The organism is Muriicola sp. E247 (genome assembly GCF_041358175.1).
Lineage (GTDB): Bacteria > Bacteroidota > Bacteroidia > Flavobacteriales > Flavobacteriaceae > Muriicola.
The window spans coordinates 172768-193281 of the sequence record NZ_JBGKBE010000002.1 but is presented as its reverse complement, the minus strand read 5'-3'; the positions used below and the strand labels follow the sequence as shown (position 1 = coordinate 193281).

General features: G+C 42.5%; 21 protein-coding genes. 13 read left to right on the top strand and 8 right to left on the bottom strand.

The window, feature by feature from the left end; genetic code table 11:
• Window positions 1-88 precede the first annotated feature (88 nt).
• Complete coding sequence (locus ACA086_RS04460; RefSeq protein ID WP_371002143.1) at window positions 89-1255, bottom strand: proline dehydrogenase family protein; 1167 nt, start codon at window positions 1253-1255, stop codon at window positions 89-91.
• 108 nt (window positions 1256-1363) lie between these two features.
• On the opposite strand from ACA086_RS04460, the gene aroB reads away from it, so the two are divergent.
• The gene (gene aroB, locus ACA086_RS04455; protein WP_371002142.1) at window positions 1364-2425 is read left to right on the top strand and encodes a 3-dehydroquinate synthase; all 1062 of its coding nucleotides are present in this window, start codon (window positions 1364-1366) and stop codon (window positions 2423-2425) included.
• 114 nt (window positions 2426-2539) lie between these two features.
• Window positions 2540-2857 carry a hypothetical protein gene (locus tag ACA086_RS04450; protein WP_371002141.1) on the top strand — a complete coding sequence of 106 codons (318 nt, stop codon included), beginning with the start codon at window positions 2540-2542 and terminating at the stop codon, window positions 2855-2857.
• Here the strand turns inward: ACA086_RS04450 and ACA086_RS04445 are convergent.
• From ACA086_RS04445 to ACA086_RS04435, 3 genes are all read right to left on the bottom strand, one after another.
• Window positions 2854-3375 carry a DinB family protein gene (locus ACA086_RS04445; protein ID WP_371002140.1) on the bottom strand — a complete coding sequence of 174 codons (522 nt, stop codon included), beginning with the start codon at window positions 3373-3375 and terminating at the stop codon, window positions 2854-2856. The two genes, ACA086_RS04450 and ACA086_RS04445, sit on opposite strands and share 4 nt — an antisense overlap.
• A 44-nt stretch (window positions 3376-3419) precedes the next feature.
• Window positions 3420-3899, bottom strand: a complete 480-nt coding sequence (locus tag ACA086_RS04440) for an Lrp/AsnC family transcriptional regulator (RefSeq protein WP_369749450.1) — start codon at window positions 3897-3899, stop codon at window positions 3420-3422.
• 100 nt (window positions 3900-3999) lie between these two features.
• Window positions 4000-5085, bottom strand: a complete 1086-nt coding sequence (locus tag ACA086_RS04435; protein WP_371002139.1) for a M14 metallopeptidase family protein — start codon at window positions 5083-5085, stop codon at window positions 4000-4002.
• 300 nt (window positions 5086-5385) lie between these two features.
• On the opposite strand from ACA086_RS04435, the gene ACA086_RS04430 reads away from it, so the two are divergent.
• Genes ACA086_RS04430 through ACA086_RS04420 form a run of 3 tightly spaced genes read left to right on the top strand, consistent with a single transcriptional unit; the run spans window position 5386 to window position 7013 of the window.
• Entirely contained in the window at window positions 5386-5751 is a 366-nt protein-coding gene (locus tag ACA086_RS04430) for a helix-turn-helix domain-containing protein (RefSeq protein ID WP_371002138.1), read from the top strand.
• Between the two features lie 57 nt (window positions 5752-5808).
• Window positions 5809-6186, top strand: a complete 378-nt coding sequence (locus tag ACA086_RS04425) for a DNA topoisomerase IV (protein ID WP_371002137.1) — start codon at window positions 5809-5811, stop codon at window positions 6184-6186.
• 2 nt (window positions 6187-6188) lie between these two features.
• A complete protein-coding gene (locus tag ACA086_RS04420; protein WP_371002136.1) occupies window positions 6189-7013 on the top strand; it encodes a TerC family protein in 825 nt (274 codons plus the stop codon).
• A gap of 47 nt (window positions 7014-7060) precedes the next feature.
• Here ACA086_RS04420 and ACA086_RS04415 read toward each other — a convergent pair whose 3' ends face one another.
• The 3 genes from ACA086_RS04415 to ychF all read right to left on the bottom strand — a co-directional run bounded on the left by ACA086_RS04415 (window position 7061) and on the right by ychF (window position 12843).
• Window positions 7061-9718, bottom strand: a complete 2658-nt coding sequence (locus ACA086_RS04415; RefSeq protein ID WP_371002135.1) for a DNA gyrase/topoisomerase IV subunit A — start codon at window positions 9716-9718, stop codon at window positions 7061-7063.
• A gap of 31 nt (window positions 9719-9749) precedes the next feature.
• Entirely contained in the window at window positions 9750-11603 is a 1854-nt protein-coding gene (locus ACA086_RS04410) for a DNA topoisomerase IV subunit B (RefSeq protein WP_371002134.1), read from the bottom strand.
• Between the two features lie 145 nt (window positions 11604-11748).
• Window positions 11749-12843, bottom strand: coding sequence for a redox-regulated ATPase YchF (gene ychF / locus ACA086_RS04405; protein ID WP_371002133.1), 1095 nt, complete (start codon window positions 12841-12843; stop codon window positions 11749-11751).
• Between the two features lie 78 nt (window positions 12844-12921).
• Here ychF and speB point away from each other — a divergent pair, with 78 nt between their 5' ends.
• Both speB and ACA086_RS04395 read left to right on the top strand, forming a co-directional pair.
• A complete protein-coding gene (gene speB / locus ACA086_RS04400; RefSeq protein WP_371002132.1) occupies window positions 12922-13710 on the top strand; it encodes an agmatinase in 789 nt (262 codons plus the stop codon).
• Between the two features lie 76 nt (window positions 13711-13786).
• Window positions 13787-15256, top strand: a complete 1470-nt coding sequence (locus ACA086_RS04395; RefSeq protein ID WP_371002131.1) for a carboxypeptidase-like regulatory domain-containing protein — start codon at window positions 13787-13789, stop codon at window positions 15254-15256.
• 5 nt (window positions 15257-15261) lie between these two features.
• Here the strand turns inward: ACA086_RS04395 and ACA086_RS04390 are convergent, their stop codons facing one another.
• Complete coding sequence (locus tag ACA086_RS04390) at window positions 15262-15615, bottom strand: 4Fe-4S dicluster domain-containing protein (RefSeq protein ID WP_369749460.1); 354 nt, start codon at window positions 15613-15615, stop codon at window positions 15262-15264.
• A gap of 123 nt (window positions 15616-15738) precedes the next feature.
• Here ACA086_RS04390 and ACA086_RS04385 point away from each other — a divergent pair, with 123 nt between their 5' ends.
• The 6 genes from ACA086_RS04385 to ACA086_RS04360 all read left to right on the top strand — a co-directional run bounded on the left by ACA086_RS04385 (window position 15739) and on the right by ACA086_RS04360 (window position 20495).
• Window positions 15739-16779 (top strand): acyl-CoA reductase, encoded by a 1041-nt coding sequence (locus tag ACA086_RS04385; protein ID WP_371002130.1) that lies wholly within the window; start codon window positions 15739-15741, stop codon window positions 16777-16779.
• 78 nt (window positions 16780-16857) lie between these two features.
• Window positions 16858-17922, top strand: a complete 1065-nt coding sequence (gene serC, locus ACA086_RS04380) for a 3-phosphoserine/phosphohydroxythreonine transaminase (protein WP_371002129.1) — start codon at window positions 16858-16860, stop codon at window positions 17920-17922.
• 36 nt (window positions 17923-17958) lie between these two features.
• Window positions 17959-18915, top strand: a complete 957-nt coding sequence (locus tag ACA086_RS04375; protein ID WP_371002128.1) for a D-2-hydroxyacid dehydrogenase — start codon at window positions 17959-17961, stop codon at window positions 18913-18915.
• A gap of 48 nt (window positions 18916-18963) precedes the next feature.
• Window positions 18964-19596: a DUF937 domain-containing protein gene (locus ACA086_RS04370; RefSeq protein ID WP_371002127.1), complete on the top strand. Its 633-nt coding sequence runs from the start codon at window positions 18964-18966 to the stop codon at window positions 19594-19596.
• Between the two features lie 73 nt (window positions 19597-19669).
• Window positions 19670-20143 (top strand): DUF6146 family protein, encoded by a 474-nt coding sequence (locus ACA086_RS04365; protein WP_371002126.1) that lies wholly within the window; start codon window positions 19670-19672, stop codon window positions 20141-20143.
• A gap of 31 nt (window positions 20144-20174) precedes the next feature.
• Complete coding sequence (locus ACA086_RS04360) at window positions 20175-20495, top strand: DUF6787 family protein (RefSeq protein ID WP_371002125.1); 321 nt, start codon at window positions 20175-20177, stop codon at window positions 20493-20495.
• The last annotated feature ends 19 nt before the right edge of the window (window positions 20496-20514 follow it).

Here is a 20514-nt window from a genome sequence, read left to right as displayed (position 1 = left end):
TTCATACCCACGGAAGTCGATCTATCTCAACCGCCGGACAGAATACAGGATTGAGTTAGGCATAGGACTCAACGAAGCTGAGACGGGCCTATATTTTTCTCCTTTTCCTTTCTTTTTTCAGCAATTCCAATTCCCGGTTGGTTTGTCCTGCGACCGAGGTATTTTCCTCTGCTCTTCGGATAAGATAGGGCATCACATCCCGTACAGGGCCGAAAGGCAGGTACTTGGCTACATTATAGCCTTCTGCAGCAAGGTTGAAGCTGATATGGTCACTCATCCCAAATAACTGTCCAAACCACACTCTATGATCATCTTTGGCGATCTTGTTCTCTTCCATCAGTTGCATGAGGAGATAGGAACTCGCTTCATTGTGTGTCCCTGCAAAAAGGGAAATAGAATCCAGGTGCTGGACAATAAATGAAATGGTCTTGTTGAAATTTTCGTCTGTTTCCTTTTTGGATGCACATATCGGAGATTTGTAGCCCATTTCTTCGGCCCTTTCATTCTCTTTTTCCAGATAGGCGCCCCTTACAGCTTTAATTCCCACTTTAAAGCCATCTCTTTCAGCTCTTTCCATCAACCCTTTCAAATAGTCGAGCCGGTCCCAGCGATATAACTGAATCGTATTGATGACAACCGCTTTTTTCTTATTGTATTTTCGCATCATTTCCTCAACCAGTTCGTCGGCTGCGTCCTGCATCCAGCTTTCTTCTGAGTCGATAAGCAGGCATACGTCAAGATCAAATGCTTTTTTACATGTAATGTCGAAGCGGTTGACCACCCTTCCCCACTCTTCCTCTTCTGCTTTAGTGAGTTTCTTGCCTGAACTTAATTTCTCATAAAGATGAAACCGGCCAAAGCCGGTAGGTTTAAAAACCGCAAAGGGGATGGCTTCCCTTTCCTTTACGAAGTCGAGTATCTTCAGGGTCACCTCCAGGGCGTTGTCAAGAGGATCTTCAGTGTCTTTGCCTTCCACTGAGTAATCGAGAACAGAACACACCCCCGCCTCCCATAATTTATCAACGGTGGGCATACAATCCTTCTCATTGACTCCCCCACAGAAATGATCAAAGACGGTAGCGCGAATTAGTCCTTCCACGGGCAGATGGGTCTTTATGGCAAAATTGGTAACGGCTGTCCCTATTCGTACCAGCGGCTGATTAGCGATAAGTTTAAACAGGAAATATGCTCTTTCTAATTCGGCGTCGGATTTCAGCGCAAAGGCAGTCTTTGTATTTTCAAATAATTCAGGCATTTTATTACATTTAACACAGTTCCAAATATAATCACTCAAATAATATCCATATGCTAAAAAATTGCCTTTAATTTGTCTCACTGTTCACCTCAATAATCCAATATTATAATGGAATCGATACTGACCGAAACCTATTCCATCTATTTCAACGAATCGGCCTATGAGGCTCTCAACCAACACCTTAAAAGGGAGCGATATTCTAAAATATTTATCCTTGTAGACGAAAACACTCACAGGGATTGTCTTCCTGTATTCCTTTCTGCCCTGGAAACAAAGCTGGATGTGGAAATTATTGAAATGGAGGCGGGCGAAATGAATAAAACCATAGAGACCTGTGTACAAATCTGGCATACCCTGTCAGAGCTTGGGGGTGACAGGCGAAGTCTGATGATTAATTTAGGCGGAGGTGTGGTAACGGATCTTGGAGGATTTGTGGCTTCTACCTTTAAGCGGGGGGTAGATTTTATCAATGTTCCTACCAGTCTGCTGGCCATGGTTGACGCGTCTATTGGTGGAAAGACCGGTGTTGATCTGGGTGTTTTAAAAAACCAGGTGGGGGTCATCAACCAGCCTCGAATGGTTCTTGTGATGGTCGATTTTTTAAATACCCTTGACAAGCGCCAGCTAAGAAGTGGTTTTGCCGAAATGCTAAAACACGGGCTGATCACCAGCGAGCCTTATTGGAGCAAGCTTAAGGAAATACGGCTGCAGGATTCTCTGGATGAGTTTATTTACCAGTCTATTGAAATTAAAAATGAAATTGTATTACAGGATCCAAGGGAAAATAACCTGAGAAAAATTCTCAATTTCGGTCATACCCTCGGTCATGCCATTGAATCCCATTTCCTGAAAAAGGACGAAAAGACAGCTCTACTTCATGGGGAAGCCATTGCAGTAGGTATGATCCTGGAAGCCTATCTTTCGAGCAAGCTAAGCGGATTGGGACCACATCAGCTGGAAGATATAAAACACACCCTTCTGGAGCGTTACAAAAAAGTGAAATTCACCGAAGAGGATAAAGAGGCGGTACTATCCCTTTTAATATTCGACAAGAAAAATTCACATGGCCTTGTCAATTTTGTACTTCTGAAATGTATAGGTGATACGGTGATCGATCAGCGGGTTCCCCACAAACTTTTTATGGAAGCATTTGCATACTACGAGGAATAAGCTTTTCATATACTAAAAATCGGCTTTTACAACTCTTTCCCCTTCCCGGGAGAAAAATATTCTAGATTAGAATTGATTATCAGGCCTATACGTAAAGCCTAAATAACCAACCTAATGAAACGAATATTAATCGACCACAAGAAATTAGATCAGGCCCTGGCTGTCCGACTCGTAGAAACGTATCCGGATGGTTATGGGGATGATGACATCATTGCCTTTAAAAGTCCCAAAGGGGAATTCGTAGAAGCGGTGGAACTCAGAACTGAAGATGCACTTTACCTGGTTAAGATCAGCCAGAGCCTAAGTCACTTTATTGCCAATTTTGAAGAAAATGGTGAACTGGATATTGAGGAAAGCTATAAGCCGGCCACTGAAAAATCGGAGTTGGAGCTGAATATGGAAACCGAGATTGAGGAGGAAGAACTCGACTAATCCTTTAGATAACGTTCTCTGAGGATATTACGGTGATGTCGCTGATGTCCGCAAATGATAAATCCAAGTGCCGCCACACTCATATTTGAATTACTGGCAACTCCTTTTCGTTTCAGGATATCTTCTTCAAAAGACTCATACAAGGTGATGGTCGATTGCCTGATTGCCTTATACTCTTCAATAATCGAATCGAGGCTCCTGTTTCCTGCCCCTGATTGTGGGACATACAGATCCTGATCAAATCCGGGAAGAGGCGTCTGATCCTTCCTGGCAAAACGCAATGCCCTGTACTGGAAAACCCTTTCCGAATCGAGAACATGTAAAAGTACTTCCGCCACGGTCCATTTGCCTTCGGCATACTGGTAATTGAGTTTGTCTTCAGGAATGCTTGCCAGAAATTGCGGGTAGTTCTTTATCTGCTTATGAAGGGTTTTCATCAAATCCACTTCCCCCAGTGCCTCAATATATGCCCTGTAGTAAGGATTGTATTCGTGCTCCTTAAGTTCGGATGTTTTCATAAAATGGATCAGCTGGTAGCTAAAAAAGTGTTCCTTAACAGGGTTTAAAGCTCATTAAAGATAGTATGCATGAGCCTCTTTTTATCATTGATACTCTCTTCAAGAGAAATCATAGTTTCCGTTCTGCTTATACCGTCAATGTCGTCAATCTTAAAGATGATATTCTTGGCATGGTTGGTATCTTTCGCGCGGATCTTGCAAAAGATATTGAATTTACCGGTGGTGATATGGGCAACAGTAACATTTGGAATCTGATTTAAGCGCTCCATCACAAACTTGGTTTGATGTGTTTTTTCAAGAAATATTCCAACATAGGCGATAAAAGCGTAGCCTAGTTTTACGTAATCCAGGGTTAATGATGAGCCCTGAATTATACCCGCTTCTTCCATTTTTTTCACCCTAACATGCACAGTGCCTGCGGAGATCAATAATTTCTTGGCTATATCAGTAAAGGGAGTCCTGGTATTATCAATCAGCATATCCAGGATCTGGTGATCAATTTCATCTAATTTTACTTTTCCCATAATAAGAATATTTTCGGCTAAAATAATCAATTATCAAAATATACGTAACGAATGAGCATGTTTTTTGAAAGATGTGTAATTTCGGCTCATTTTTTAACGCTTATCTCTTCAGAAAAAGTCTTGTGATCTCTTCTTTTTGCCTGAGCTTTTCCAGATCCCCTTTATTTATACAATCAAAGGTCTGGTGACCATAATACTCCGGGAGCGTTCCCTCCTTCTCGATATACGGTCTGAAACGAATTCCGTCAGAATTAAGTTCCTCCCTAAATAGAATTCCTGCAGAATAAGGAGGCAGCTCCTTCTTTTCAAGAATCTGGGTGTTTCGAATAAGAAAATCAAAAAACAACTTTTTGTTCTCGGGTATATCGAAATAATTTGATTCCCTCTCCACCTGATATGTATCAAATGCAATAGCCTCCAGTGCAGTCCAAAGGGCTTTATAGACGAACATCCGTGTTTTTTCCCTATTGTAATCCTCCGGATAGTGCCCCGCCTCTACTAGTATAGTAGGAGTTCCAGACATTTGGAAGGCATCCCCTACGCAGTTAGGGTTAAAGGCATCGTCATATCGTCCAACCTGACCAGGAATCAAATCCTGCAATTCCCTGTTCATACACGTAATTACTTTCATTGCGCTTAGTCGACTCCCAGTCACCTTACGACCAGGATCTGCTGCCGGAGACAGAAATGAAAGCGTAGCCGGCTTGGGAAAAGGACCCGCGCTGAAGATCGTCCGCTGGTCGTGCAGGTTAAAACAAAAATCCGGAGCAAATGCTTCGAATTCTCGTCTTAAAACAACACTTTCAGGCTGCGACAGATCCTGGGCATCCCGGTTCAGATCCACTTTGTTTGCATTTTCGCGGGTATAGGCATGGGCACCGTCAGGATTCAACATTGGGAGGATTGTCAGGGTAATTCGTTTGAGCAATTCATCCGATTTATCAGAACCATTATAAAACGTATTGAGCAAATCGAGTACTGCTTTAGTGGTCGTAGATTCATTTCCATGCATCTGTGACCACATCAATATTTTAACCGGCCCTTCACCTAAAGTTATTTTATCTATGGAAATACTCTGAATGGATATGCCTGCCTGAGCAACTTTAAACCGGGTTTTAATTTTATCCAAAAAGGGACGAATGTGATCATGATGCACATAGCGCCCACTTACAGAGTCTACCTTCATTGCCTCGTATGTCTTTTTGAAATCCACTATTTGCTCTCAAGGAATAGTCACAAAAGTAAGTCCAATTTTATTTACAAATGTCATAAGAATAGTTACATTTGTAAACACTTATTAGGCCCATGATTAGATGTTTTATATACATTTGTAAACAAATCTTAACAAAAAGATAATATATATCCTCATATTATTCTATATCAGTATATTGATTGTTATTATTTAATGTAAATATTTATATTTTTCAACCAATTTTATCTTTATTATTATTAATATTTAACAAGAACTGGAAACGCAGAGTATACAATGGTAAACAGTGAGGAATTTATAGTGCGACTTGAAAAAGTGCTCGACTTTTACAACCTTTCTGCAGCGGCATTTGCAGATAAGATCGGGGTACAGCGCTCTAGTATTTCTCATCTCCTGACAGGGAGAAACAAACCAAGTCTGGAGTTTGTAATGAAGGTGGTTCGGTCCTACCCCGAAGTAAATTTATACTGGTTACTGAACGGTAAAGGAAATTTTCCTGCCCAGGTTAAAAGCGAAAAATCTGCTCGTTCTGATAAACAAACCCACACAACAGATCAATCTGTAAAAAAGCAGATAAAAAAAATTCTCGTGCTCTATGAGGATGGCAGCTTTGAGGCTTTTGATCAATTGCCGGACAGCTAATGGTATCTGTCGCTTTTCAACTTGGTCATAATGCTTATAATTCGTTATTTTGCAGGCATGCTTAATACCAGGTATTTATTGCTCCTGCTCCTAATTATGGGCACAAGTTGTTACAATCCCCCGAGAGATTGCAAAGCATTTAAAGAGGGTACATTTCGTTTTACTGCAATTATCGATGGGAAAGAACAAACTACTACATTTGAAAGGTATAATAATCAGGAAATTGATTACTTTGAGGGAAAAGCAGATACTTCTTCCGTCCGATGGATCAATGACTGCGAGTATATTGTAAAGAAATTAAGGCCACGGGATGCCGCTGAGGAAAAATCAATCCACATGAAAATCCTGACGACAACTGACAGTTCCTATACCTTCGAATACGGGCTGGTGGGCAGTTCTAACAAATCGAAGGGGACAGCTATCAAAGTAAACTGATTATGTTTGATATTCTCACGAGTCCGGATGCATGGGTTGCCCTGCTAACCCTTACGTTCCTTGAAATCATCCTCGGTATTGACAATATTGTCTTTATTTCTATCGCAGCCAACAAACTTCCCGAACAAGAACAGAAAAAAGCTACTTTCTGGGGTTTAGTCCTGGCCATGGTACAACGAATTGTCCTGCTTTTTGCTGTTTCCCTGCTGATAGGCCTTAAGAATCCCTTTTACTATATCGAAAGTTCATGGTTTACCGCAGGCATTAGTGGTCAGGCCCTTATATTGCTGTTAGGCGGACTTTTCCTGCTCTATAAAAGCACTTCAGAAATTCACGAAAAGGTAGAGTTGCCTGAACACGATGAGGAGGAACTTAAATCGAAAAATATCACTACACTGCCCAAGGCATTATTTCAGATCCTGATCATTGATTTCATCTTCTCCATAGATTCTATACTAACAGCAGTTGGAATGACAAGCGGGATTGGTGATCACCCCAACGACGCCTTAATTCTCATGATTATTGCGGTGGTCATCTCTATTATCATTATGATCGTGTTTGCCAATGCTATCCGGGTTTTTATCAACAAACACCCCTCTATGCAGCTCCTTGCCTTATCATTCCTCATTCTGATAGGTTTTATGCTGATTGCAGAAGCTGCTCACCTGAGTCACGCCAGTTTCTTTGGCTCAGAGATCGGGTCGATTCCGAAAGGGTATCTGTATTTTGCTATATCCTTTTCCCTTCTTGTAGAATTTCTGAATATGAAATACAGAAAGAAAGAAGAGATCATTGAAGATAGGGAAGACGAAGAGGAAGTAATGTAGGCCGGAAGCACCTGTATTCAGGCAATCTCCTCAATCGGGCTGTGGTATCAGAAGAGCTTTGTTTGCCCCTCCTCATCCTTGGTGCCTTTTTTACCCTCCGATTTCTTTTTAGGGGATTTGTCCGGGTCCGGAACGACTTCTACATTTTCCTCATCTACTACCTCAATATCCACAGGATCGTGTTTCTCGGGTTCTTCATAAGGCAAAGGATCTTTAGCATTGATTTCCAGGACTTTTTCTTTGGTAAGCTGATTTCCCATAGCAGTGATGCCTTTGATATCAATGAAGTCCTCTAAATCAACCTGCATATTGTCTTTACGCTCCTGTCCTCTCTTTTTTGCGAATACCACTTCAGCCACAGGACGGTAATCTGTAAATACTTTTTCGAGATAAGATTTTGGATGGCTGCTAATGATTACCTCCTCTTTATCAGGGTTATCGATCAGAAAACGCTTAACATAAAACAATTCCTTCTCCCCTTCCCAATAAATAGCAGACAAGGGTTTCTGGGGGATCCATTTCTCCAACACAATCATATCGTCATCAAACCTCATAATCAGGTCGGGGATTGCAGTTTTTACTACCCCTTTCTGACTGATCATCAGCAATCTGTCTTCACTTGTAAATTCGCCCAGCAATTCTCCACGGCCATCGACGTTGAGGCGCTGAATTGTGTCGTCAAACCAGATTTTTCTCGGCTTGAGTGTTGAAAGACCTTTTTCTTTCAGCTCTATCCTTTTGATAGAATATTTGGTTACTATATTTCCTTTAGAGCCTCTCCCTTTGATCAACACATCGGCAAAATCAAGATCCCATTTTAGCTTTTTGATACTCCCGGCCTGGCGTAAGTTCACAGTGACTACTTCTGCTTCGCCATTGGGGTTTGCCGTAAAGTAAAGTACCTCAGATTGCGCCTTCCCTGCAGTTAGATCATACATCTTATCCCGGGTTACAGAGGTCACATTAAACCGCTTCACATAGCTGGCTCCGCCTCTGCCGTCCTTATAGATCATATTATACGTTGTGCGCTTGTCCTTTTTCTTAAAGACCGCTACGTGGATAATGTTCTTTTCCACAAAGGTCTTACTGTCGACTTTAGTGACCATCATACTGCCACTTTTTGTAAAGACGATAATGTCGTCTATGTCGCTACAGTCTGTGACGTATTCATCTCTTTTTAGGGAGGTGCCGATAAAACCTTCTTCCCTGTTTACATAGAGTTTAGTATTCCGAATAACCACCTTGGTAGCCTCAATTTCGTCGAAGATTCTGATCTCAGACTTGCGCTCCCGTCCTTTGCCGTATTTGCTCTTCAGCTCTTTAAAATAATCTATGGCATATTCAACCAGGTTGGCCAGATGATTCTTTGTCTGAGCAATCTTTTCTTCTAGGCTTTCAATCAGTTGCTGGGCCTTATCGATGTCAAATTTGGAGATCCTCTTAATCCTGATTTCCGTAAGCCTTACAATATCCTCTTCGGTAACTGCTCTTTTTAAATTCGCTATATGAGGTTTTAGTCCTTTATCGATCGCTTTGATTACACCTTCCCAGGTTTCTTCCTCTTCAATATCGCGATAGATACGATTTTCAATAAAAATTCTTTCCAGAGAAGCGAAATGCCATTGTTCCTCGAGTTCTCCCAGTTGGATTTCCAACTCGGCCTTGAGCAATTCAACTGTGTGCTCAGTAGAACGCTCCAACATCTCCTGCACCCCAATAAACAAAGGCTTATTATCTTCAATGATACATCCTAATGGCGAGATGGAACTCTCGCAGGCCGTAAAGGCGTACAAGGCATCTATAGTCTTGTCAGGGGAAATCCCTCCGGGCAGATGAATTAGTATTTCAACATCTGCAGCGGTATTGTCTTCAATCTTTTTAATCTTGATCTTCCCCTTATCATTCGCTTTTAGAATAGAATCAATCAGGGAGGAAGTATTGGTTCCATAAGGGATCTCATTGATAACAAGGGTGTTTTTATCGAGCTGGGAAATCCTTGCCCTCATGCGAATCTTCCCCCCTCTCAATCCGTCATTGTAATTGGTAATATCAATGATCCCCGCCGTTGGAAAGTCGGGATAAAGTTTAAATCGCTGTCCTTTCAGATGTTTGATGGAAGCGTCGATAAGCTCGTTAAAGTTATGGGGCAATATCTTGGTGGAAAGACCCACAGCAATCCCCTCGGCGCCCTGTGCAAGCAGCAACGGGAATTTTACTGGCAGATTTACAGGCTCCTTTTTTCTTCCGTCATAGGACAACTGCCATTCGGTAATTTTCGGACTAAAAACTACATCAAGGGCAAATTTGGAAAGACGGGCTTCAATATAGCGCGAAGCCGCAGCCCCGTCTCCGGTAAGTATATTCCCCCAGTTTCCCTGGGTGTCTATCAGCAGGTCCTTTTGGCCGATTTGCACCATGGCATCGGCAATACTCGCATCCCCGTGAGGATGATATTGCATAGTATGACCTACAACATTGGCTACTTTATTATAACGCCCGTCATCCAACTCCTTCAATGCATGCATAATTCTGCGCTGCACGGGCTTAAATCCGTCTTCGATGGCGGGAACTGCTCTTTCCAGTATGACGTAAGAAGCGTAGTCGAGAAACCAATCCTTGTACATGCCAGTGACCCTGGTAAGCGCCTCTTGTTGTCCTTCCTGGCTCTCCTCTTTCCCTAATTGCCCATCTTCATGTTCCTCCATATAGAAAGACTCCTATTTACTTGATAATTAATTAATCCTGATCTACCAGATCAACTTCTACTTTAAGATTATTTATGATGAATTTCTGTCGATTGGGAGTGTTTTTTCCCATATAAAACTGCAATAACTCCTCTATGGAAAGGGCCTTGTCTAGCATGACCGGTTCCAGGCGAATATCATCTCCGATAAAATGTTTGAATTCATCCGGTGATATCTCCCCCAGTCCTTTGAAACGAGTTATTTCAGGCTTACCACTCAGCTTTTCAATAGCTTCCCTTTTCTCCTCCTGGCTATAACAGTAAATGGTCTCCTTTTTGTTTCGCACCCTAAACAAGGGAGTTTGTAATATATAGAGATGGTTTTCCTTGATAAGTTCCGGGAAGAATTGCAGAAAAAAGGTAATCAGTAACAGTCTGATGTGCATGCCGTCTACATCAGCATCCGTTGCTATCACAATATTGTTATACCGAAGATCCTCCATGGATTCTTCGATGTTGAGTGCCGCTTGAAGCAGATTGAATTCCTCATTTTCATACACTATCTTCTTAGACATCCCATAGGAATTCAGGGGCTTCCCCCTCAGACTGAAAACGGCCTGTGTGTTTACATCCCTGGATTTAGTGATAGATCCTGATGCCGAATCCCCCTCCGTAATAAACAAGGTGCTCTCAAGGCGCCTTTCACTTTTCATGTCCCCCAGATGTATACGGCAGTCGCGCAGTTTCTTATTGTGGAGACTGGCCTTTTTGGCCCTCTCCCTGGCAAGTTTTCGGATCCCAGATAGCTCTTTTCGTTCCTTTTCGGCCATCATGATCTTACGCTGGATCTTTTCTGCCGTCTCGGGGTTTTTGTGGAGGTAATTGTCTAATTGCTTGCCAATAAAGTCATTGATATAGGTACGCACGGTAGGAAGTTCACCTCCCATATCTGTAGACCCGAGTTTGGTTTTAGTCTGACTCTCAAATACCGGCTCCATTACTTTTATCGATATGGCAGAAATGATACTCTTTCTTATATCAGATGCGTCATAATTCTTTCCGTAAAAGTCACGAATCGTTTTTACAAGGGCTTCCCGAAAAGCGTTTTGGTGTGTTCCTCCCTGAGTGGTGTGCTGTCCGTTGACAAAAGAATGGTATTCTTCACTGTACTGTGTCTTGCTATGGGTAATAGCTACCTCGATATCCTCGCCTTTGAGGTGAATGATGGGATACAGAAGATCTTCCGCACTATTGTTGTCCTCCAGCAGGTCTTTCAGTCCGTTTTCCGAGAAGAATTTTTCCCCGTTAAAGACAATGGTAAGGCCCGGATTGAGGTAAACGTAATTTTTGAGCATGCGTTCCACATACTCATTCCGGTATTTATATTTTTTGAAAATACTCTCGTCGGGTGTAAAGACTACTTTGGTTCCCCTCCTTCGCGAAGTTTCTTCGAGAAAGTCTTCTGTGACAAGATTCCCATATTCAAAGTCGGCAGATTTCGATTTCCCATCTCTGGTCGATTCTACACGGAAAAAAGAGGAGAGTGCATTCACTGCCTTGGTCCCCACCCCGTTGAGTCCGACAGATTTCTTAAAGGCACGGGTGTCATACTTTCCTCCGGTATTCATTTTGGAGACAACGTCTACCACTTTCCCAAGAGGGATACCCCTTCCGAAATCGCGGACAATCACTTTGTCTCCAGGAATGGAAATCTCAATGGTCTTTCCGGCCCCCATGACAAATTCGTCAATACAGTTGTCTATGACTTCTTTAAGGAGAATGTAGATACCGTCATCCGCAGAAGATCCGTCACCTAATTTCCCGATATACATCCCGGGACGCAGGCGGATGTGCTCCTTCCAGTCCAGAGACCTGATGTTCTCTTCAGTATATTGGGTCTGTGCCATCAATTTGGGGTATATGCCTGCTAATATAAAATTTCAGAGCAGAAATCAAAATGCACCAAAAAGAAAGTAATTAACAATGCAGAAGGCTTTTTGTTAATAGCCCGCCCTTGGCTGCATTCGGTACTTTTATGTTGCCAGGGAGGCGCTATACATTAAATCGGAAATGCATCACATCTCCGTCCTTAACTATGTATTCCTTCCCTTCTACACGCATCTTTCCGGCTTCTTTCACTTTTATTTCACTTCCAAAGGTAATATAATCGTCATAGGAAATGACCTCAGCCCTGATAAATCCTTTCTCGAAATCGGTATGAATTACCCCGGCAGCCTGAGGGGCCGTGGCCCCAACGGGAATTGTCCAGGCCCTGACTTCCTTTTCCCCTGCCGTGAAATAAGTGTGCAGGTTAAGGAGATTATAGGCGGCTCTTATAAGTTTTGAAGATCCCGGCTCATCGAGACCCAGATCTTCCAGGAAGAGTTGACGCTCTTCATAGGTCTCCAACTCTGAAATATCAGCCTCTGTTCCCACAGCAAGCACAATAATCTCAGCATTCTCGTCGGCCGTAGCTTTTTTCACCTCATCTACATATTTATTCCCTGAAACTGCAGACGACTCATCCACATTGCATACATAGAGCACCTGTTTGTCTGTAATGAGCTGGAGAGGACTTATAAATTCCTTTCGATCTTCAGCACTGAATTGAATGGCCCTGACTGAAATACCCGCTTCCAGATTTTCCTTGACTTTTAACAGAACAGCCTCTTCTTTCAGGGCATCCTTGTTTCCGGTCTTTGCAGCGCGCTTTACCTTATCCAGTTTCTTTTCGATGCTTTCGAGATCCTTCAGCTGTAGTTCCATATCAATGGTTTCTTTATCGCGAATGGGATCAACCGAACCATCAACATGCACCACATTATCATCATCAAAGCATCGCAAAACGTGAAGAATGGCGTCTGTTTCACGGATATTACCGAGGAATTGATTCCCCAATCCTTCACCCTTACTCGCTCCTTTTACAAGTCCGGCAATATCAACAATATCCACGGTAGCGGGAATTACCCTTTCCGGATTAACGAGTGACTCGAGTTTTTCCAGACGCTGATCAGGGACGTTAACCACTCCAATATTGGGCTCTATCGTACAAAACGGAAAATTGGCGCTCTGAGCTTTTGCATTGGACAAACAATTGAATAAGGTCGATTTTCCTACGTTCGGAAGTCCTACTATACCTGCTTTCATTCTGTTGTATCTGTTTTACGGGCTGCAAATATACTTTTTACTAGTATATTTAGAACACAAAACTTCAAGGATCTAAAGATGCCCAGCACAATCACCCTTCAGGGGTTTTTATTCGATGAAAAATCTTCCTTCCTGAGAGGAGCTGCCAAAGCCCCGCCTGAGATCAGAGCCGCCTATCACAGTTCATCTGCCAATTATTTTTCAGAAAACGGACTGGATGTGCACCCGGGAATTTTTGAAGACAAAGGCGATTTTAAAATAAATCAATACTTTGATATAGAAGATATTACAGCTTCTAACTTAAATGGGAAAAATAAGATTATAAGTTTAGGGGGAGATCATTCAATTAGCTATCCAGTAATCAAGGCCGTGCATCAGCGATCAGGGCCAATAGAGATTCTTCACATCGATGCCCATGGCGATCTTTATGACAGTTTCGATGGGGATCCTTATTCTCATGCCTGCCCTTTTGCACGTGTAATGGAAGACAATCTTGCCAGCAGGCTGGTTCAGATCGGTGTTCGGACCTTAAATACACATCAGCGGGAACAGGCGGATAAATTCGGAGTAGAAATTATTGAAATGAAGGATTTTAAACCGGAATCCATTCCTTCCTTTACAAAGCCTCTTTACCTTTCCGTAGATATCGATAGTTTGGATCCGGCATTCGCCCCGGGAGTATCACACCAGGAGCCCGGAGGATTTACGACCAGAGAGCTGCTTCATATCATCCAGTCGATTCAGGGTCCAATTATCGGAGCTGATATAGTAGAATACAATCCTGACCGGGACCTGAATAAAATGACGGCAATGGTCTGTGCGAAGATATTTCGAGAGATTCTTTCTAAAATGGCAACCCCTGATTGATCAATCTTTGGCTGAACTGAGTAACAATTTTATAAATAATTCGTCTTAACTCACAAATTACATCTACTTGACACGAATGCGTATACTTTTTAACTCAGTGATACTTTGCCTGGGCTTTATTGCCAACGCACAGAGTTTGAGGGGAATAATTATGGATAGCAACACTAAAGAAGCTGTTCCCTTTGCTACCATCCAACTTGGGCCAGACCATGGCACAATTGCCAATGAAGAAGGTGGATTTGCCATAAGGCCCATTAATACGGAAACAGACAGCTTGCTAATCTCTTCAATGGGCTATAAACAAAGGCGTTTAGCGGTAAACTCCTTTATTCAGGATCAGATCATCTACCTGGAGCCTTCAACCATTGAACTAAGTGAAGTGCTTTTGAGGAACCGCATGCCTACAGCAGAGGAAATTATTAGGGAGGTCAGAAAAGCTTACCCTGAAAACTATGTGAATGAGCTACAAAAATATCAGATGTTCTTTCGGGGCACAACTTACATGAATTTTGACCGGCTGAATGTTGACATCAAAAAAGCCACAGCGATTCCCAGGGAACAGGTAGCCCTGGCGAGTGAACAGCTCGATTCCCTTGCAAGGGCTATAAAGGATAGCCGGTTAATTGAGTTTCAGGACTACAGCGGAGCTATTTTTTTAAAGGATAAGGATTCGAGTAAAATTGTGATCGACAAAGCCACAAAGCTAATCGACAGCAGAAAAGACTTCTCCCTTGATGATGTCCAGAAAAAGGCTCAGAATATCATTCTACAGTATTTGGATACTACACTGACCTATAAATTAAAAACGGGTTTATTTAAGATTGAAGATTCTCTGGCCTTTGATCAGGACGACTTTCGCAATGAGAAAAAAACAACATTTACCAACAGGGAGGTGAAGTCGTCGGTAGTGAGAACTCTTCGTACAGCCCAGTGGTTTGAACTTTCTTTTTTGGACAAAATTCTCAATACTGATTCCTATCGTTTTACCCTGGAAGGAGCCTCCTACTTCCAGGGCAACCCCATTTACGTCGTTTCGTATCGGCCACGAAAGTCGAAATCAAAGTTTAGTGGTAAATTATATATCTCTTCCTATGATTTTGCTGTTCTCAAAGCTGATTATTCCTTCAGTGAAGGGAAAGAAGGGAAGAAATTCAATATGAAGCTCCTGCTGGGGGTCAAATACGTGGAGAACAAGAATGAAGGTATCATCCTATACAAACAGCAAAAGACGGGAAAATATCAGCCCTATTACATCAAAAGGGATCATGGTAATTACGTGTATCTCAGCAGACCCCTCAAGTTTATTGAGAACAGCAAGGATCGTGAGAAAGTTATTTTCGATTTTGTTTTTGAGGGAGAAGGCAGGGAGAAAAAAGAACTACTCATACTTACGGGCAACCCTCTGGAGCCACAAGAATTCGAAGGCCTCAGTGAGGCTGAGGAAATTCCATTTACCCTTTTAAAGCAGTATAAAGCATCTATTTGGGAGGATAATCAGATCATTGAACCTCTGGAAGAGATGAAAAACTTTAAAGTGAATAATTAGCTGGCTTATCCTTCTGGGTGCATAAAACTTTGCTTGGAAAGCAGCGTTTCTTCACTCTCCACATGGTCTTCATCAGGTACACAACAATCAACAGGACAGACAGCTGCACATTGAGGTTCTTCGTGAAACCCCATACATTCGGTACACTTATCAGGTGAAATATAGTATATCTCATCACTAATGGGTTCCTGAACTTCGTCAGCATTTACCTTCTTCCCGTCTGGTAAAATCACATCACCTTTTAGAGAGGTACCGTCACTATATCGCCATTCTTCTGCCCCTTCATAAATAGCAGTATTGGGGCATTCGGGTTCACAGGCACCACAATTGATACACTCATCGGTTATAATAATGGCCATAATTCTCTTTTTCTTTTAGCAAGCACTCGAAATTATAAGATAAAACAGACTTCATCAATACTTCTCCTGCAGTTTTATACTTTTGCGGCAAAGGTACACTTGAAACCTGTTTTGTACAAATATATGGCGACCCTGGAAGAAAGATTAAAAGCATTTGTTAAACTTGGGGATTTTCTCAGGAGTTATAAGCCTGGGAAAAAGAACCTCGGGAGGGAATATGAGGAACTTAAGGCTGTACTCCTACAGGCAAGGCTGAAAAATGCCTGGTTTACCGACGATAACCTCCTCTATGCCTTGTCGGCGTGGGGTGAACTGCTAAGCCCGGATAATCTCCAGGCCTGGACGTCTTCCTACTCCATACCGGAGAATGGCGGAAGGAAGATTGCGATAATCATGGCAGGGAACATTCCCTTGGTTGGCTTCCACGATCTTCTCTCGGTTCTCGTTAGCGGACACAGCGCTGTGGTAAAAATGTCATCAAACGATAAAGTACTCCTTCCCTTCTTTATGCGGAAATTGATCGAATATGAACCGCAACTAGAAGGAAAAGTGGAATTTTCAGAAGGGATCCTGAAAGAATATGACGCCGTTATCGCCACTGGCAGTGACAATACATCCCGCTATTTTGAATACTATTTCGGGCACAAACCCCATATAATTCGAAAAAATCGAAATAGTGTTGCCGTATTGCAGGGGGATGAGACAAAGGAACAACTCCAGGCCCTGGGAGAGGACATCTTCAGGTATTTTGGCCTGGGATGCAGGAGTGTAAGCAAATTATTTGTACCTGAAGAGTATGATTTTAAAGCCTTTTTTGAAGCGATTGATTCTTATTTATATCTGAAGGACCACCACAAGTATCACAACAACTACGATTATAATAAGGCTGTTTATCTGATGAGCGAATTTAAATTTCTCGACAATGACTTTCTCTTGTTGAAACAAGATGAAGCGTATGCTTCTCCTATAGGAACAGTGTTCTACGAAACCTACTCATCAAAAAGTGCTTTGAGTGAAAAGCTGACAGCTCAGGCCGAGAAGATTCAATGCGTGGTTGCCGAGGGAATCACTGCTGAAGAAGTAGCTTATGGTCACACTCAGAAACCGTCGTTGACCGACTATGCCGATGGGGTGGATACTGTTGAATTCCTGTTAAAAACCTGATGTAATTATTCGGGAAATACACCCCCTATCTCGTCTTATTTTTCGACCTTTACAGCTGCAAAAAATGCAACACATCTTATGAAAAAACACAATTTTAGCGCCGGACCTTGTATTCTTCCTGCTGAGGTAATGCAAAAGGCCGCCGAAGCTGTTCTTGAACTCGATGGAATAGGCCTTTCCCTGATTGAGATTTCTCACCGTAGTAAGGAATTTGTTGCCGTTATGGAAAAGGCAAGAACGCTGGCACTTGAACTCCTTGGCCTGGAAGGAAAGGGATATCAGGCACTTTACCTGCAAGGCGGGGCCAGTATGCAATTTACCATGGTAGCTTATAATCTGCTGGAAAACAAAGCGGGATATCTCAATACCGGAACCTGGAGTGCTAAAGCCCTGAAAGAAGCCAATATAATCGGCAGTGCAGTTGAAGTTGCCTCCTCAAAGGACAAGAATTACAACTATATCCCAAAAGGATACAATATTCCTGATGGGCTCGACTACCTGCATCTCACATCAAACAATACCATCTTTGGCACTCAGATCAAGGATTTTCCTAAATCAAAGGCACCGCTTGTCTGCGACATGAGCTCGGATATCTTTTCAAGGCAGCTCGATTTTTCAAAATTTGATCTGATCTATGCAGGAGCACAAAAAAATATGGGTCCGGCCGGAACCACCCTTATCATCGTCAAAGAAGATCTCTTGGGCAAGGTGAGTCGGAAAATCCCTTCCATGCTCAATTATAAAATACATATTGAAAAAGATAGTATGTTTAATACCCCGGCTGTTTTTCCGGTATATGTCAGTATGTTAACGCTCCAATGGCTTAAAGACCTGGGTGGGATAACTGCCATTGAAGAGATCAACGAGAAAAAAGCAAATCTCATTTATTCAGAGATCGACCTGAATCCTTTGTTTAAAGGTTTCGCTGAAAAAGAGGATCGTTCAAATATGAACGCCACCTTCACCCTTACCGATGAAAAACTCAAGGATACTTTCGATGCTATGTGGAAGGAGGCGGGAATCAACGGCCTTAACGGACATCGTTCTGTGGGTGGTTATCGGGCCTCCATGTACAACGCGCTTTCCCTGGAAAGTGTTGGTGTCCTGGTTGACGTGATGAGTGATCTGGAAAGAAAAGCATAAGGCGCTCCTTAAAAAACTAAAGAGAATATCCGGAATATGAGTAAAAAAATACTAGCCAACGACGGCATATCAAATAGTGGGATACTAGCCCTTGAGGCGGCAGGTTACGAAGTATTGACAACCAATGTAGCCCAGGAACAACTGGTAAATTTTATTAATGAAGAGCAGATAACAGGCTTGCTGGTTAGAAGTGCAACTCAGGTTAGAAAGGACTTGATCGATGCCTGTCCCAGTCTAAAACTAATTGGACGTGGTGGTGTAGGTATGGACAACATTGACGTAGACTATGCCAAAGAAAAGGGCCTTCATGTAATCAACACCCCGGCTTCTTCTTCGGCCTCCGTTGCCGAACTGGTTTTCGCCCATTTATTTGGGGGTGTCAGGTTTTTATACGACGCCAACAGGAATATGCCTCTTGAAGGAGACAAGAACTTTAAAGCCCTGAAAAAGAATTACGGAAAAGGCACGGAATTACGAGGTAAGACACTAGGGGTTCTTGGGTTTGGAAGAATAGGTCAGGCTACCGCCAAAATAGCCCTGGGAATAGGAATGAAGGTCATCTATCATGATCCTTTTCTCGAAGAGGCTCAGATCAACCTGCCTTTTTATGATGGACAATCAGTTTCTTTCGACTTGAAAAGCCGCTCCAAAGAAGAACTGCTGAAGTCCAGCGATTTCATTACCTTACACGTCCCGGCTCAGAAAGAATACGTGATTGGCAAAGCCGATTTTGAAATAATGAAAGATGGTGTTGGTCTGGTCAATGCAGCGAGAGGTGGCGTGATTGATGAAGTAGCCCTGGTTGCGGCCATCGACAGCGGTAAAGTGTCTTTTGCCGGACTCGATGTGTTTGAATCCGAGCCCGTTCCTGAAGTCAGGATCCTAATGCATCCGAAGATTTCACTATCGCCCCATATAGGAGCAGCCACTGGTGAAGCACAGGACAGAATTGGAACCGAACTTGCCGAACAGATCATTCAGTTGCTAGATTAAAATGTAAGCAAGAATATACCATATTTTTCAATTTATAAAACAAGTATTATGTCAGGACTTTTGGATTTATTAAGTGGCCCGATGGGCAAAGAACTCATTAGCGGTGTCTCTCAGCAAACAGGACAACCGACGGAAAAAACAGCCGATGTGCTGAGTATGGCCATGCCCCTTTTATTGGGTGCCATGAAGAAAAACGCTTCAAATCCCCAAAATGCTGACGGTCTCATGAATGCGCTTTCTTCTAAACATACCGGTGGTATTCTGGATAATCTTGGAGGCTTATTCCAGGGAGGCGTAAATGATTCTGTAATCAAGGACGGTGCGGGAATATTAGGTCATGTGCTGGGAAATAAACAACCCGCAGTGGAGAATGCCTTAAGTCAGAAATCTGGTGTAGATGCCGGAAGTGTGGCACAGATTTTAAAAATTGCGGCTCCCATTGTAATGGGGTACCTCGGGAGGCAAAAAGCTCAGAGTAATGTGAGTGATGCTAACGGACTAAGTTCACTTTTAGGTTCAATGCTTGGGGGGCAACCAAAACAAAATCAGAGCCTTATCACCAGCCTTATCGATGCTGATGGTGATGGAAGCGTACTAGACGATGTGGCAGACATGGTTTTGGGAAGCAAACAAAAGAAAGGTGGCCTTGGTGGAATGCTGGGCGGATTATTCGGAAAATAGACAAAGAACACTTAACGATTTTTAACAAAACCATCAGGCCTTGCCCGATGGTTTTTTTGTATCTTAAGGTAGTATGAAAAGAAAATCGAATAGTAAAATTTTTCCTTTCGGGCTGCTTCTGGTTAGTGGCTTTCTTGTTTTTGGATTGAGTTGCAACAGTACGAAAGTCGCGTCCGGGATTTCTGCCCAGGAAAAGACAGCTTTTAGCTCCTCGCAGCCTGATACAGTGGAAATATCAGATCCTGAATCGAATTACGAAATCATTATCATTGAACCGGGTTTTAACGTATGGCTGCAATCCGTGGCCCGGCCGCCTGGATACTATTCGCAATCCTTTCTGGAGACTAGAAACCGTCTTTATGTAATTGAATGGAATAACCGCGTGATTAATAACCTTCAGTATGATCCTAATTTGTACGAACTCCAGATCAACTACGACCCCCTCATAGACTATGGTTATGAGGTGAATTATAAACTTTACAATTACTTTGTTTATTTCCAGCGCAAATACAATCAAAGATTAGGTCCTTTTGCTCCGCGTATCTAATTAACTACCTTTGCAGCCTTAAAAAAGGGCAATGACAAATCGTTTGAAAAAACATTGGGGCATACAGTCTACCTGGCAATTGATTGTAATTTTCTGGGTCTTTGCCATCACAGGGTCTTCATCTGTCTATGTGGCAAAACCTTTTCTGGCCTGGATTGGTCTTTCAAGAGACGTATTTCCTGATATCTGGTGGAGTGGCTGGGTTTACTGGACCTTACGCTTGTTGCTGATTTTCCCTTTTTACCAGGTATTACTGGTTATTTATGGATGGCTTTTTGGACAATTTACCTTTTTCTGGAATTTTGAGAAAAAAATGCTTAGTCGGATGGGCTTTAAACGACTTTTCCAGTAATTCAGATTATCAGTAGGAA

What these genes read in the sequence shown, in the direction of transcription:
- aroB (WP_371002142.1), top strand. Translation starts at nt 1,364, where the DNA reads ATGGAATCGATACTGACCGAAACCTATTCCATCTATTTCAACGAATCG.
- ACA086_RS04450 (WP_371002141.1), top strand. Translation starts at nt 2,540, where the DNA reads ATGAAACGAATATTAATCGACCACAAGAAATTAGATCAGGCCCTGGCT.
- ACA086_RS04420 (WP_371002136.1), top strand. Translation starts at nt 6,189, where the DNA reads ATGTTTGATATTCTCACGAGTCCGGATGCATGGGTTGCCCTGCTAACC.
- ACA086_RS04415 (WP_371002135.1), bottom strand. Translation starts at nt 9,718, where the DNA reads ATGGAGGAACATGAAGATGGGCAATTAGGGAAAGAGGAGAGCCAGGAA.
- ACA086_RS04410 (WP_371002134.1), bottom strand. Translation starts at nt 11,603, where the DNA reads ATGGCACAGACCCAATATACTGAAGAGAACATCAGGTCTCTGGACTGG.
- ACA086_RS04460 (WP_371002143.1), bottom strand. Translation starts at nt 1,255, where the DNA reads ATGCCTGAATTATTTGAAAATACAAAGACTGCCTTTGCGCTGAAATCC.
- ACA086_RS04375 (WP_371002128.1), top strand. Translation starts at nt 17,959, where the DNA reads ATGAGTAAAAAAATACTAGCCAACGACGGCATATCAAATAGTGGGATA.
- ACA086_RS04395 (WP_371002131.1), top strand. Translation starts at nt 13,787, where the DNA reads ATGCGTATACTTTTTAACTCAGTGATACTTTGCCTGGGCTTTATTGCC.
- ACA086_RS04385 (WP_371002130.1), top strand. Translation starts at nt 15,739, where the DNA reads ATGGCGACCCTGGAAGAAAGATTAAAAGCATTTGTTAAACTTGGGGAT.
- serC (WP_371002129.1), top strand. Translation starts at nt 16,858, where the DNA reads ATGAAAAAACACAATTTTAGCGCCGGACCTTGTATTCTTCCTGCTGAG.
- ACA086_RS04440 (WP_369749450.1), bottom strand. Translation starts at nt 3,899, where the DNA reads ATGGGAAAAGTAAAATTAGATGAAATTGATCACCAGATCCTGGATATG.
- ACA086_RS04445 (WP_371002140.1), bottom strand. Translation starts at nt 3,375, where the DNA reads ATGAAAACATCCGAACTTAAGGAGCACGAATACAATCCTTACTACAGG.
- ACA086_RS04425 (WP_371002137.1), top strand. Translation starts at nt 5,809, where the DNA reads ATGCTTAATACCAGGTATTTATTGCTCCTGCTCCTAATTATGGGCACA.
- ACA086_RS04390 (WP_369749460.1), bottom strand. Translation starts at nt 15,615, where the DNA reads ATGGCCATTATTATAACCGATGAGTGTATCAATTGTGGTGCCTGTGAA.
- ACA086_RS04430 (WP_371002138.1), top strand. Translation starts at nt 5,386, where the DNA reads ATGGTAAACAGTGAGGAATTTATAGTGCGACTTGAAAAAGTGCTCGAC.
- ACA086_RS04360 (WP_371002125.1), top strand. Translation starts at nt 20,175, where the DNA reads ATGACAAATCGTTTGAAAAAACATTGGGGCATACAGTCTACCTGGCAA.
- speB (WP_371002132.1), top strand. Translation starts at nt 12,922, where the DNA reads ATGCCCAGCACAATCACCCTTCAGGGGTTTTTATTCGATGAAAAATCT.
- ACA086_RS04370 (WP_371002127.1), top strand. Translation starts at nt 18,964, where the DNA reads ATGTCAGGACTTTTGGATTTATTAAGTGGCCCGATGGGCAAAGAACTC.
- ychF (WP_371002133.1), bottom strand. Translation starts at nt 12,843, where the DNA reads ATGAAAGCAGGTATAGTAGGACTTCCGAACGTAGGAAAATCGACCTTA.
- ACA086_RS04365 (WP_371002126.1), top strand. Translation starts at nt 19,670, where the DNA reads ATGAAAAGAAAATCGAATAGTAAAATTTTTCCTTTCGGGCTGCTTCTG.
- ACA086_RS04435 (WP_371002139.1), bottom strand. Translation starts at nt 5,085, where the DNA reads ATGAAGGTAGACTCTGTAAGTGGGCGCTATGTGCATCATGATCACATT.